Source organism: Dyella lutea (assembly GCF_024158035.1).
GTDB classification, from domain to species: Bacteria; Pseudomonadota; Gammaproteobacteria; order Xanthomonadales; family Rhodanobacteraceae; genus Dyella_A; species Dyella_A lutea.
The window spans coordinates 297,197-309,958 of sequence record NZ_JAMZEK010000002.1; the positions used below are offsets into that span (position 1 = coordinate 297,197).

At 65.7% G+C, this 12,762-nt stretch carries 12 protein-coding genes and 1 tRNA gene; 10 read left to right on the forward strand and 3 right to left on the reverse strand.

Features of this window, described 5'->3' with window-relative positions; all coding sequences use genetic code 11:
- Positions 1-102 precede the first annotated feature (102 nt).
- Positions 103-372: a Trm112 family protein gene (locus NC595_RS08555; RefSeq protein WP_253565948.1), complete on the reverse strand. Its 270-nt coding sequence runs from the start codon at positions 370-372 to the stop codon at positions 103-105.
- 60 nt (positions 373-432) lie between these two features.
- Between NC595_RS08555 and purE the strand changes: the two genes are divergently transcribed.
- Together purE and NC595_RS08565 are read left to right on the forward strand one after the other, a co-directional pair.
- On the forward strand, positions 433-936 hold the full coding sequence (gene purE, locus NC595_RS08560) for a 5-(carboxyamino)imidazole ribonucleotide mutase (protein ID WP_063672520.1): 504 nt from the start codon (positions 433-435) through the stop codon (positions 934-936).
- Entirely contained in the window at positions 933-2,090 is a 1,158-nt protein-coding gene (locus NC595_RS08565; protein WP_253565949.1) for a 5-(carboxyamino)imidazole ribonucleotide synthase, read from the forward strand. Before purE ends, NC595_RS08565 begins: the two co-directional genes overlap by 4 nt.
- 84 nt (positions 2,091-2,174) lie before the next feature.
- Here the strand turns inward: NC595_RS08565 and sodB are convergent, their stop codons facing one another.
- Positions 2,175-2,753, reverse strand: coding sequence for a superoxide dismutase [Fe] (gene sodB, locus NC595_RS08570; protein ID WP_253565950.1), 579 nt, complete (start codon positions 2,751-2,753; stop codon positions 2,175-2,177).
- Positions 2,754-2,875: 122 nt separating this feature from the next.
- Between sodB and grxD the strand changes: the two genes are divergently transcribed.
- The 8 genes from grxD to NC595_RS20350 all read left to right on the forward strand — a co-directional run bounded on the left by grxD (position 2,876) and on the right by NC595_RS20350 (position 12,083).
- Positions 2,876-3,199 (forward strand): Grx4 family monothiol glutaredoxin, encoded by a 324-nt coding sequence (gene grxD, locus NC595_RS08575; protein WP_253565951.1) that lies wholly within the window; start codon positions 2,876-2,878, stop codon positions 3,197-3,199.
- Positions 3,199-3,963, forward strand: a complete 765-nt coding sequence (locus NC595_RS08580; protein ID WP_253565952.1) for an SDR family NAD(P)-dependent oxidoreductase — start codon at positions 3,199-3,201, stop codon at positions 3,961-3,963. The genes grxD and NC595_RS08580 overlap by 1 nt, the downstream gene beginning before the upstream one ends.
- A 62-nt stretch (positions 3,964-4,025) precedes the next feature.
- A complete protein-coding gene (locus NC595_RS08585; protein WP_017462657.1) occupies positions 4,026-4,625 on the forward strand; it encodes a YhgN family NAAT transporter in 600 nt (199 codons plus the stop codon).
- Positions 4,626-4,701: 76 nt separating this feature from the next.
- Entirely contained in the window at positions 4,702-6,417 is a 1,716-nt protein-coding gene (olsF, locus tag NC595_RS08590) for a bifunctional ornithine lipid synthase OlsF (protein ID WP_253565953.1), read from the forward strand.
- Between the two features lie 255 nt (positions 6,418-6,672).
- Positions 6,673-9,927 carry a TonB-dependent receptor gene (locus tag NC595_RS08595; RefSeq protein WP_253565954.1) on the forward strand — a complete coding sequence of 1,085 codons (3,255 nt, stop codon included), beginning with the start codon at positions 6,673-6,675 and terminating at the stop codon, positions 9,925-9,927.
- 149 nt (positions 9,928-10,076) lie between these two features.
- Complete coding sequence (ppnN, locus tag NC595_RS08600) at positions 10,077-11,477, forward strand: nucleotide 5'-monophosphate nucleosidase PpnN (RefSeq protein WP_253565955.1); 1,401 nt, start codon at positions 10,077-10,079, stop codon at positions 11,475-11,477.
- Between the two features lie 63 nt (positions 11,478-11,540).
- A tRNA-Asn gene (locus tag NC595_RS08605) sits at positions 11,541-11,617 on the forward strand.
- Between the two features lie 340 nt (positions 11,618-11,957).
- Entirely contained in the window at positions 11,958-12,083 is a 126-nt protein-coding gene (locus tag NC595_RS20350) for a hypothetical protein (protein WP_256489014.1), read from the forward strand.
- 89 nt (positions 12,084-12,172) lie between these two features.
- Here the strand turns inward: NC595_RS20350 and NC595_RS08610 are convergent, their stop codons facing one another.
- Entirely contained in the window at positions 12,173-12,745 is a 573-nt protein-coding gene (locus NC595_RS08610; protein WP_253565956.1) for a GspH/FimT family pseudopilin, read from the reverse strand.
- Positions 12,746-12,762 lie beyond the last annotated feature (17 nt).

A 12,762-nucleotide genomic window follows, 5' to 3' on the forward strand; every position in this document is an offset into this window, starting at 1 on the left:
GGGCGTTGGCCGCCTGGACAGTCGCGCCCGCCGTGGGCGCAAGCCGTTTCACGATAAGCCCAAAAGCAACCACAAACCATGTGTCAGCCCGCAGTTTTCCGATTACTCGTGCGGGAAATCGGCGATCTGCAGGGTACCGATGCCCTCCTCGGGCAGCATCACCGGAATCCCGTCCTCGACCCGATACACCACCTTGCGGTCGACGGTGATCAGAGCCTCGGCGACCCTTGCCGTGACCGGCGCCCCCGCGACCGTCACCAGTTGCCCGGCGGCGACCGTCCGATTGATGCTGTCCAGCTCGCTCCGGGTGGCCGGTCGGATGGGAGTCTTGCTGACCGGGCAGCACAGGATGTCGAGCAGGCGCTTGTCCATGGGGCGGGATGTAGGGCAGCGGGAAAGCTTTTACAATAGCGGTTTTTGGATGGCCCAGCCATGACGATTACCGCCGTGCCGCCGCGGGTGGGCGTGGTCATGGGATCCCGGTCCGACTGGGAAACCATGCAGCACGCCGCCGACTACCTGACCCAGTTGGGCGTGCCCCACGAGGTCCAGGTGGTCTCTGCCCACCGCACCCCGGATCTGCTGTTCCGTTATGCCGATGAGGCGGTGGGACGCGGGATCCAGGTGATCATTGCCGGTGCCGGCGGCGCCGCCCACCTGCCGGGCATGCTTGCGGCAAAGACCCGGTTGCCGGTGTTCGGCGTGCCGGTGCAGTCGAAGGCGCTCAACGGGATGGACTCCCTGCTGTCGATCGCGCAGATGCCGGCGGGTATCCCGGTCGGGACCCTGGCGATTGGCCGGGCCGGTGCGGTGAATGCCGCGCTGCTGGCGGCGGCCGTGCTGGCGCTCCATGATCCCGAGCTGGCCCGGGCGCTCGAGGCGTTCCGCGACAACCAGACCCGTCAGGTGCTGAACCACCCGGATCCGCGCGCATGAGCGATCGTCGGCAGCCGGTGCTCGGCATCCTCGGGGGGGGGCAGTTGGCGCGGATGCTTACGCTCGCCGCGGCTCCGCTGGGCATCAAGACGCTGGTGGTCGATACCTCCGCCGAAGCCTGCGCCGGCCAGGTGGCGCCGCTGATCGTGGCTAACTGGTCCGATCACGAGGCGCTGGCGGAGTTCGCCAACGGCGTCGACGCGGTCACCTTCGACTTCGAGAACGTGCCGGCGAGTACCGCCGAGTGGCTCGCCGGGCGGGTGGCGGTCTACCCCAATCCGGGGGCGTTGGCGGTGGCGCAGGACCGGCTGACCGAGAAGACCCTTTTTCGCGAGTGCGGTCTGGCCACGCCTGAGTTCGTCGCCGTGGATACCCGCGAAGACCTGGGCCGCGCGCTCGCCGTCACCGGCGCTCCGGCGATTCTCAAGACCCGGCGTCTGGGCTACGACGGCAAGGGCCAATTCCGCCTGCGCTCGGGCGCCGACGCCGATGCGGCCTGGGAGGCGCTTGGCGCCCAGGCGGCAATTCATGGCCTGATTCTCGAGGCCTTCGTCCCATTCGAGCGCGAGTTGTCGGTGATTGCCGTGCGTGGTCGCGACGGCGAATTCCGCACCTGGCCGCTGACCCGCAACTGGCATACCGATGGTGTGCTCAGCCTCAGCCTGGCGCCGGCGCCGGACATCGAGGCGCTGCAGCCGCGCGCCACCGCGCTGGCCCGGAAGCTGGCCGAGCGGTTGGACTACGTCGGAGTGTTCGCGCTGGAGTTGTTCGTGAAGGACGGTGAGCTGCTGGGCAACGAGATGGCGCCAAGGGTGCACAACTCGGGGCATTGGACGATCGAGGGAGCGCACGCCAGCCAGTTCGAGAACCATGTGCGGGCCGTGCTCGGATTGCCGCTGGGCGACACTGGCGCCCGTGGCGCGTCGCTGATGTTCAACTGGATCGGCGCGCTGCCGGATCAGGCGCCGGTGCTGTGCACCGTGGACGGCCATTGGCACGACTACGGCAAGCAGGCACGCCCGGGGCGCAAGGTGGGGCATGCCACGCTATGTGCACCGGATGCCCGGACCTTGCTTGATCGCGCCGAGGCGTTGGCCCGCGCGATCGGCTGGGAGCCGGCCGTGGCGGGCGTGCGCGAAGCCTGCGGCGGCTGAGTCGACGACCGGGCGCATACCGGGCACAAAAAAACGGAACCGGTGACGGCTCCGTTTTTTTCATGGCTGTCCGGAAGTCGGAAGTCAGGCCAAGTTCTTGGCCGCGAAGTCCCAGTTCACCAGGTTCCAGAACGCCTCGATGTACTTCGGGCGGGCGTTGCGGTAGTCGACGTAGTAGGCGTGCTCCCATACGTCCATGGTGAACAGCGGCTTGTCGCTGCCGGTGATCGGCGTGGCGGCGTTGGAGGTGTTGACGATGCCGAGCGAGCCGTCCGGGCGCTGCACCAGCCAGGTCCAGCCCGAGCCGAAGTTGCCGGCGGCCGACTTGGAGAACTCCTCCTTGAACTTCTCGAACGAGCCGAACGCCTTGGTGATGGCGTCGGCCAGCTTGCCGGTCGGCTCGCCGCCGCCGTTGGGCTTCATCGAGTTCCAGTAGAAGGTGTGGTTCCAGACCTGGGCGGCGTTGTTGAAGGTGCCGCCGGAGGACTTCCTCACGATGTCCTCGAGCGCCGCACCTTCGAACTCGGTGCCTTTGATCAGGTTGTTGAGGTTGGTGACGTAGGCCTGGTGGTGCTTGCCGTAGTGGTACTCCAGCGTCTCGGCCGAGATGTGCGGCTCGAGGGCGTTCTTTTCATAGGGCAGGGCGGGTAGTTCGATCGCCATGGCGATGGCTCCTTGACGTTGGCTGGAAAAGGGGAAAAGGGAGTGGCCGCCCCCGAGCGTGGCCGGGGAAGCGGCTGATACACTAGCGGCTTGCCTGCATTGTAGTGATGAAATCCAGAGCTATGGACGTTAACGAACGAATCAAGGCGGTGCTCGCCGAGCACCCCATGGTGCTCTTCATGAAGGGCACGCCGCAGTTCCCCATGTGTGGATTCTCCAGTCGTGCCGTGCAGGCGTTGCAGGGCGCCGGAGCTGCGTTCCACGCGGTCAACGTGCTGGCCGACCCCGAGGTGCGTGCCGCGCTGCCGCATTACGCCAACTGGCCGACTTTTCCGCAGCTTTACATCCAGGGCGAGCTGATCGGTGGCTGCGACATCATCGAGGATCTGCACGTGGCCGGCGAGCTCGAGCGCATGGCCCAGGACGTGGCAGGGGTCGTGCACTGATGGCCTTGCCGCTGGTCCGCCTTCCGGCCGACGAAGCGCCGGCAGGGTTGCTCGCCGAGAGGGTCGTGCTGGTGACCGGAGCCTATGGCGGCCTCGGCTCCGCGGTCGCCAAGGCTGCTGCGCGCGCGGGAGCCACGGTGATCCTCGCCGGCCGTCGCAAGCGCCAACTCGAACAGCTCTATGACGAAATGGTGCGGACCGGGCTGCCGGAGCCGGTGATTCATCCGGTCGATCTGGAGGTCGCGACCCCGGTCGACTACGAAGCGCTCGCCGATGCGGTCGAGCGCGACCTGGGGCGACTCGACGGCATCGTGCACGCCGCGGTCAGCTTCACCGGGTTGACGCCGCTGGCGATGCACAAGCCCGATCACTTCCTGCGCGCGATGCACGTCAACGTGTCGGCGCCGTTCGCGATCACCCAGGCCTGCCTGCCGCTGCTCAAGCGCGCGGATGACAGCGCGGTGGTGTTCGTGCTGGACGATCCGGACCTGCTGTCGCGCGCCCACTGGGGCGCCTACGGTGCTTCCAAGGCGGCGCTGGAGCGCATGGCAGCGATTCTCCACGAGGAGCACGACAAGGGTGGCTTCCGGGTGCAGGCGATACTGCCGGCACCGATGCGCACGGCGCTGCGCCGCGAGGCGTATTTCGGCGAGGACACGCTGAAGCAGCCGCCGCCGGAAGCCACCGCGGCGGCCATCGTCCATCTGCTCGGCCCCGGTGGCGGTGCCGCACGCGGTGCAGTGCTCGATCTTCGCAGGCATTGATTCATGTCCGGCCGACGCGCCGGGCACCACGTGTGACCGAGGTTGATTCGATGGAAACGCAGATGACCACGTTGTCGGCGGGAATCCTGCTGTTCCTGATCATGGATCCGCTGGGCAACATCCCGTTCTTCCTCAGCCTGCTCAAGGACGTGCCGCCGCGTCGTCGGCGGATCGTGATGGTGCGCGAGCTGCTGATCGCGCTGGGTGTGCTGCTGGGCTTCCTGGTCGGCGGTCAGCTGATATTGAAGGCGCTGCAGCTTCGGCAGGAGTCGATCAGCATCGCCGGCGGCATCGTGCTGTTCCTGATCGGCATCCGGATGGTATTCCCGCCGGCCGATGGCGGCGGCATCTTCGGCAAGCCGGGTCAGGCCGAGCCGTTCATCGTGCCGATGGCGATCCCTGGCGTGGCCGGGCCATCGGCGATGGCTGCGCTGCTGCTCCTGACCAACACCCAGCCGGGCCGCACTGCCGACTGGGCGACGGCACTGGTGTTGGCCTGGCTTGCGACCTCGGCGATCCTGCTCAGCTCCACCTACCTGTTCCGATGGCTGGGCGAGAGCGTGCTGACCGCGCTGGAGCGCGTGATGGGCATGCTGCTGATCGCCCTGTCGGTGCAGATGTTCCTGGGCGGCGTGGCGGCTTACCTGCACCTGACTGTTTGAAATACGGCCGTCGGTCGGGTCGTAGAGCGGCTGTCATAATTGAGCGCCAGCATGCAGGCACTCCAGGGAGACGGTCATGCTCAGCATCGATAAAAGCCTCGTCGAGCGCCTGCCGTGGCTCGCCCAGCACCCACGTATCCGCCGTCCGGTCGCCGGCATGCTCGGGCGGCTCGCCGACGAGGCGGGGTTCAATCGCGTCCTGAAGGCGGTAGGCGATGTCCGCGGCCTCGATTTCGTCGACCGCACGCTCGATACGCTGGGCGCCAGCTACCGCATCAATCCCCGTGAGCGGGAAAACATTCCGGTTGATGGGCCGGTGCTGGTGGTGGCCAACCATCCGCTGGGCATGGTCGATGCGCTGGCGCTGCTGCATCTGGTCGGATCGGTGCGGCCGGATGTCCGCATTCTCGGCAACGACTGGCTGGCGCTGGTCGAGCCGCTGCGTCCGCTGCTGCTGCCGGTGGACGTGTTCGGCAAGGGCGCCGCATCGAAGATGCGCAACATCTATCGCGCACTGGACAACGGCGAGGCGCTGATCGTGTTTCCGGCCGGCGAGGTGTCGCGACTGGGGCCCGGTGGTTTGCGCGATGGTGCGTGGTCCGATGGCTTTGCGCGCCTGGCCCTGCGCAGCAAGGCGCCGGTGCTGCCCATCCATGTCGCCGCGCGCAATTCGGCGATGTTCTACGGCGTCTCCATGTTCGCCAAACCTCTGTCCACCGCCATGCTGCCGCGCGAGGCGGTGACCCCGGCGCGGCAGCAGCGCATCGGTTTCAGCGTGGGTGCGCTGGTGGGCGCCGAGGAGCTGGAGCAGCGCAGCGGGGGCGATCCGGCGCAGGCGGCCAAGCTCATGCGTCGCCATGTCTACCGGGTCGGCCGCCACCGCGGCCTGATCTTCGGCGGCCAGGCGCCGCTGGCCCACCCGGAGCCGACCGAGCGCGTGGTGGCCGGACTGGCGGCCGAAGCGGAAAAGCTGGCGGATCTCGCCGATGGCAAGCAGGTGCTGCTGCTGCAGGGCTCACCCGACAGTGCGGTGTTGCGCGAGATTGGTCGCCTGCGCGAGCTGACCTTCCGCAAGGTGGGCGAGGGAACCGGCGCCCGCCGCGACCTCGACGCCTACGACGCGTATTACGAGCACCTGGTGCTGTGGGACCCCAAGGCGTTGCGCATCGTCGGCTCGTATCGCTTCGGGCACGGCGGGCGAATCATTGCCGAGCGCGGCATGGCGGCGCTCTACACCTCCAGCCTGTTCAATTACTCGCCGGCGCTGGAATCGCGACTGGCGCAGGGTCTGGAGCTCGGCCGCAGCTTCATTGCGCCGGCGTACTGGAAGTCGCGCGCGCTCGATCAGCTATGGCAGGGCATCGGCCTGTATCTGCAACGTCATCGTGAGCTGCGCTATCTGTTCGGTCCGGTCAGCATGTCGGTGAACCTGCCGCGTGAGGCGCGCGAGTGGATCGCGGCGGCCCATCAGCACTACTTCGGTCAGCCGGGACTGGCGGCGGCGCGGCAGCCGTTCGTGGTCTCTCCCGATGTGGTGAGCATGGTGCGCGAGGCACTGGCGGGGCTGGAACCGGCCGAGGGGCTGGGCAAGCTCAAGCATCACCTGGATGCGCTAGGCGTCAGTCTGCCTGTGCTCTATCGACAGTACGTGGACCTGGTCGAGCCGCGGGGCGTCCAGTTCCTGGATTTCGGCGAGGATCCGGGCTTTTCCGGCTGTGTCGACGGGTTGGTCATGCTCGATCTGGCGAACCTCAAGCCGGCCAAACGCGCCCGTTATCTGGGACGGCGCTGAGTCGCCCCGCCCCCGGCGGCGCGGCGTGTTGTCCGTACGAAGTGAAACCGTTACAAATCTGTCATACACTGTCGTTAAAATCGGTTTAACAATCAGTTGGCGTTTGTCACGGCGCCGCCGCAAGCCGAACTGAATAACAAGCGTCAAAAAAACCGGGGAAAACACGTCCGTCTGGAAGCCTGGCCTTGGCCGGGCGCTCGTACGTTCTTGCTTTCACTGACGATTTCCGTTGCGAACTGAAGGGTCGATACCGTAATGAACAATCGAATCCGCACCAAGCTTCTGCCGCTGGCGATCGCCAGCCTGCTGGTCTCTGCGCCGGCATTCGCGCAGAACGTGACCTCTGCCGCCGTGTCCGGTCGCGTGGTCGATGCCAATGGGCAGCCGGTCGCCGGCGCGACCGTGCAGATCGTGCACGAGCCTTCGGGCACCACCAAGGTGGTCACCACCGATGCCGACGGTCGCTACGCCGCGCAGGGCCTGCGTGTGGGTGGCCCGTTCGACATCACCGCCAGCAAGCAGGGTATGGCCAGCGCCCAGCAGGACAACGTCTACCTGCAGCTCGGCCAGGCTTCCGCGATCAACCTGCAGATCGCCGGTGCCTCGCAGGCGAAGGATCTCGGTGCGGTGACGGTGTCGGCCTCGGCACTGGCCCAGACCTTCTCGCCCGACAACAAGGGCCTGTCGACCAACGTGTCGCAGCGCCAGCTCGACACCACGCCGCAGGGCAACCGTTCGATCGACGACATTGCGCGCCTCGATCCGCGCATCAACGTCACCGACCAGGGCGACGGTTCGATTTCGATGGCCGGCCTGCCGAACCGCTACAACAACATCAGCGTGGACGGCATCTCCCAGGGCGACCCGTTCGGCCTGAACGCCAACGGCCTGCCGTACCAGGGCTCGCCGATCTCGGTCGACACCATCGCCGAGTACAACATCTCCACCGCCAACTTCGATGTCGCCTCGGATGCCGTGGGCGCCGACATCAACGCGGTAACCAAGTCGGGCACCAACCAGTTCCACGGTTCGGTGTACTACGCCTACCGCAACGCCAGCAGCATGGTCGGCAACGCCGGCTGGCTGGGTTCGTCCGACCCCGGCTACGGCTACACGGGCTACAAGCGCGACTGGACCGGCGGCTTCACCGTCGGCGGCCCGATCATCAAGGACAAGCTGTTCTTCTTCGTGTCGGCCGAGCAGGAAAAGACCACAGGCATCGGCGCCGACTCGGCCAATGGCCTGGATTCCTCGCTGGGTAGCGGTGCATCGACCTCGAACAAGATCTCCCCGGGGGATCTGCAGAAGGTGATCGACACCGCCAAGGCGCTGGGTCTGAACCCGGGTTCCTTCGGCTCCGGCGGCTCCGAGCTCAATGACAAGCGCTACCTGGCCAAGATCGACTGGAACATCACGGACAACCACCGTGCCAGCCTGACCTACCAGCGCACCAAGGAAAGCCAGCCGATCATCCAGGGCAACAGCTCCAACCAGATCGGTCTGAGCAGCTACTGGTACACCAAGAACAGCCTGACCGAGAACACCGCGCTGCAGCTGTTCGACGACTGGTCCGACAACTTCTCCACCGAAGCGAAGATCAGCTACCAGAAGTTCACCCAGAACCGCGCCGGCTTCGCCGACCAGCCGCAGGTGCAGGTCTATCTCAGCGACACCGGCAAGGGTCCGTCGGTCTATCTCGGCGAGGACCAGTACAGCCACTACAACGCGATCCAGACCAAGAAGTGGTCGCTGTTCCTGGCCGGTACCTACTACCTGGGCGACCACACCCTCAAGGGTGGTATCGACTACCAGCGCAACGACATCTACAACCTGTTCGGCCGTACCGAGTTCGGCTCCTACACGTTCTATGGCCTGGACAACTTCCAGAACGCGGCCTACGACTCGTACTTCCTGTACCAGCCGGCCGCTGGCTACACGCTTGGCGACGTGGCGGCGAAGTGGGTGTACAGCCAGTACAGCCCGTTCCTGCAGGACACCTGGCAGGTCAACAACAACCTGTCGGTGACCTACGGCGTGCGCATCGACATCCCGCACTCCGACCACCCGCCGCTGTACAACGCCGCGTTCGAGCAGGCGTTCGGCTATCCGAACAACTCCACGCTGGGTTCGAAGAACCGCGTGGTCGAGCCGCGCTTCTCGTTCAACTACAACTTCGACACCGCGCGCATGCTGCAGCTGCGCGGCGGCTTCGGTCTGTTCCAGACCTTCCCGCCGACGGTGTGGATGACCAACCCGTACCAGAACAACGGCCTGACGGTGGCGAGCTACTCGTCGTTCGACCCGACGGCGACCCCGTTCAGCCCGGACGCGCACAACCAGAACCGTCCTGCGGGCAACGGCAGCGTCAGTGGCGTGGTCGACACCATCGATCCGAACTTCAAGCTCCCGACCGTATGGAAGACCACCCTGGCGCTGGACAGCGAACTGCCGTGGTGGGGGCTGATCGGCTCGGTCGAGCTGCAGCACATCCAGACGCGTGACGGCATCCTCTACCAGGCACTCAACATCGGTGCGCCGACGTCCGACGCCAACGGCAATCCGATCCTGCTGCCGGACGGCCGCCTGCAGTACTGGAAGACCCCGGGCGAGACCTCGAGCAAGGATGCGAACTTCTATCGCAACTACGCTTTCGACAAGTACTCGACCCTGCTGACCAATACCCACAAGGGCAAGTCGGACAGTCTGACCCTGGCGCTGTCCAAGCCGTTCTCCGAGAGCTGGTTCGGCAACGTCAGCTTCACGCTCAGCCATGCCACCGAAGTGAACCCGGGCAACAGCTCGCAGGCGTCGTCGGGCTACAAGTACGTGGTGCGTACCAACGCCAACGAAGTGGTGGCCGGTACGGCCGACCGCGACATCCCGAAGGCGCTCAAGGCCTCGCTCACCTGGCAGCACGCGTTCTTCGGCGACTACAAGACCAGCGTCTCGGCGTTCTACAACGGTCACTCCGGCCTGCCGTACAGCTGGATCTTCTCCGGTGACGTGAACGGTGATGGCATCGCCTACGAGGATCCGGCCTACATCCCGACCCTCAACGATCCGCGGGTGAGCTACGGCAACGCCAGCCCCGAGCTGATCCAGCAGTTCCAGGACTACATCAGCCACGACAAGTACCTGAGCAAGCATCGCGGTCAGATCGCCGCCCGCAACGGTGCGCGCCTGCCGTGGGTGAATGAGCTCGACATGAGCTTCCAGCAGGAGATCCCGGGCCTGTTCAAGGGCAACAAGGGCATCGTCCGTCTGGACGTGTACAACTTCCTGAACATGCTGGACAAGAATTGGGGTCAGACCCAGACCATCCAGTACTTCACCCGCACGCTGGCCGGCTACGACGGCGTGAATGCCCAGGGCCAGTACGTCTACTACCTGCCGACCGACAAGAACGGCAACTACCAGCCGCAGCAGCGGAGCGTCTACGACGGCGGCTCCAACCCGACCCGCGTGGTGTCGCGCTGGTCGGCGATGCTGACGCTGAAGTACACGTTCTAACCGGCTTCAGGGTTTGTTCCAGGGACCGGCGCCCGCAAGGGCGCCGGTTTTTTATTGCCTTGACCAGGTCATGTGCCCGCGGGATGCTTGGCGGTCCGCCACGGTGCTGCATGAGGCAGCGGAACCGTCAGCGGCAGGAGATTTTCCGGATGAACGATATTCACGCCGGCACCGCCGGCCGGCCCGCCACCGTCAGCGCGCGCATCTCGCCCGCCGGTGGGCTGGACATCCTTTCCCGCAACGAGGTTGCCCGCCTGCGCGATGCCAGTGGCTCGGGCATGCACGCGCTGCTGCGACGCTGCGCACTGGCCGTGCTGACCTCCGGCAGCATGAGCGACGATCCCCGCTCGATGTTCGAGCTTTACCCCGAGTTCGATATCCAGGTGCTGCAGCAGGATCGCGGCATCAAGATCGAGCTTACCCACGCACCGGCCCAGGCCTTCGTCGATGGGCAGATCATCCGCGGCATCAACGAACTGCTGGTGGCGGTGGTGCGCGACATCGTCTACGTGTCGACCCAGCTCGAGCAGGGCGGTTTCGACCTGGACGATACCGTCGGCATCACGCATGCGGTGTTCGAGATCCTGCGCAACGCGCGCACGCTCAAGCCGCAGATCGACCCGAACCTGGTGGTCTGCTGGGGCGGTCATTCGATCTCGCGCGACGAGTACGAATACACCAAGCAGGTGGGCTACCAGCTCGGCCTGCGCGGCATGGACATCTGCACCGGCTGTGGTCCGGGCGCGATGAAGGGGCCGATGAAGGGCGCCACCATCGCCCACGCCAAGCAGCGTCGGCGCAACAACCGCTACATCGGCATCACCGAGCCGGGCATCATCGCGGCCGAGTCGCCGAACCCGATCGTCAACCAGCTGGTGATCATGCCGGACATCGAGAAGCGCCTGGAAGCGTTCGTCCGCACCGGTCACGGCATCATCGTGTTCCCGGGCGGCGTCGGCACGGCGGAGGAGATCCTCTATCTGCTGGGCATCCTGCTGCATCCGGAAAATGCCGGCGTACCGTTCCCGCTGATCTTCACCGGCCCGCACAAGTCCGCCGCCTACTTCGAGCAGATCGACCGGTTCCTGCGCCTGACTCTCGGCGAAGAGGTGGCCCAGCACTACCAGATCGTGGTCGACGACCCGGCCGCCGTGGCGCGGGCGATGGTCAAGGGCGTCGACAAGGTGCGCAATTACCGTCTGGACAACAAGGACGCGTTCTTCTTCAACTGGGCACTGCATGTCCCGTTTGCGTTCCAGGTGCCGTTCCGCCCCACGCACGATGCGATGCGTTCGCTGGCGATCCATCGCGACCGTCCGCGGCACGAGTTGGCGGCAGACCTTCGTCGGGCCTTCTCGGGCATCGTCGCCGGCAACGTGAAGGAGGAGGGCGTGCGCGCGATCGAACAGCACGGTCCGTTCGACATCGATGGCGAACCGGACATCATGCGCTCGCTCGACCAACTGCTGCGGGCCTTCGTGTCCCAGCACCGCATGAAACTGCCCGGTGGCACCGCCTACGAGCCATGCTATCGGGTGCGATCGGCCTGACGTTCGAGCGGTGCCGCGATCTCTTGACAGTGTCCCCGTACCTCGACAAACTATCGAGCTCACGCCCGAATAGCTCAGCTGGTTAGAGCACTTGACTGTTAATCAGGGGGTCGTTGGTTCGAGTCCAACTTCGGGCGCCAGATTTGAAAGGCCTTGCAGCGATGCAAGGCCTTTTTTTTTGGGGCCGCTGGCGATCGGCCACCTATGCGGCTTCATGCGGTGTGGGATGCGCCCGACGAGAGGAAGGAGGAGAGGCTTACCCGGGGTGGCGCAAGTTCATGCTCTTACACGGCTGATTTCACAGCAATTTGCGAAATGTCGTGGTGATGCTCAAGTTGCGCTTGAGGTGGCCGACGCCGGTCATGGAGCCTTCTCGCTCCGCTCCCAGGCAATTGGAGGTTTTGCATGAACGTTTCATCCGTTGGCTCGAATTTCCCGGCCCCTGCCGCAAGCCGGCCGGAGTCCGCTGAAGCGGCGGGCATGGCCGATCACGATGGCGATCAGGATGATGGCGGCGCTGCCGCAGCCGCCACGACATCGGCCCCGCAGGCATCCGTCAATCTCTCCGGCCAGGCGGTCGGCCGGTTGCTCAACGTCAAGGCCTGAGTCGTCCGGGCAGCTGCGGCCCGGGATGGCCGCAGCCTTCAGTCATCGGTTGCAGCGACCTGGCCTGAACCCGAGCGGGTCGAGTGCCTTCACGTACGGCCGATGCACGCCATGGTCTGGGCTTCGGATGCCCTTTCACCGCGAACCCGCCCCGCGTTGGAAACCACCACGTTCAAGGCTTTCGCATCACGTCCCGGCAAGCACAGGGTGATGGTCAGGTTCGTGCCCGCGGCGCTTCCGTCCGGGTGGAAGCGCACCCGGTATCGCCCGACGCTGCTCCTCACGTGCATGCCGGCCGGCGCGTGGGGCCCCGTGACGATCGCTGACTGATCCGGGTGGTTGTCGCCGTTTCGGTCCATTCCGATCAGCCAGCCGCCCTCCCAGCGGGAGGTGCGTACGCAATCCGAGCCGTCGTCGCTCGGGCAGAAGACCGCCGGCAGGCCCCGGGAGACGGCGATATAGCGGGCGTGCTGCAATCCGGCCATGAGGTCCATCTGCGCGCTCTGCAGGCGGCTCCTGGCCAGCACGTTGCCCATCGAGGGTAGGGCGATGGTGACCAACACGGCGGCGATGGCCAGGACCATCAGTTGTTCGATCAGGGTCCAGCCCTGCGACGCTGGTGCACGGCGAAGGTGTCCTGCATGCGTGGGCTGCCGGTCCATGGCGGGCTCCATCGGGC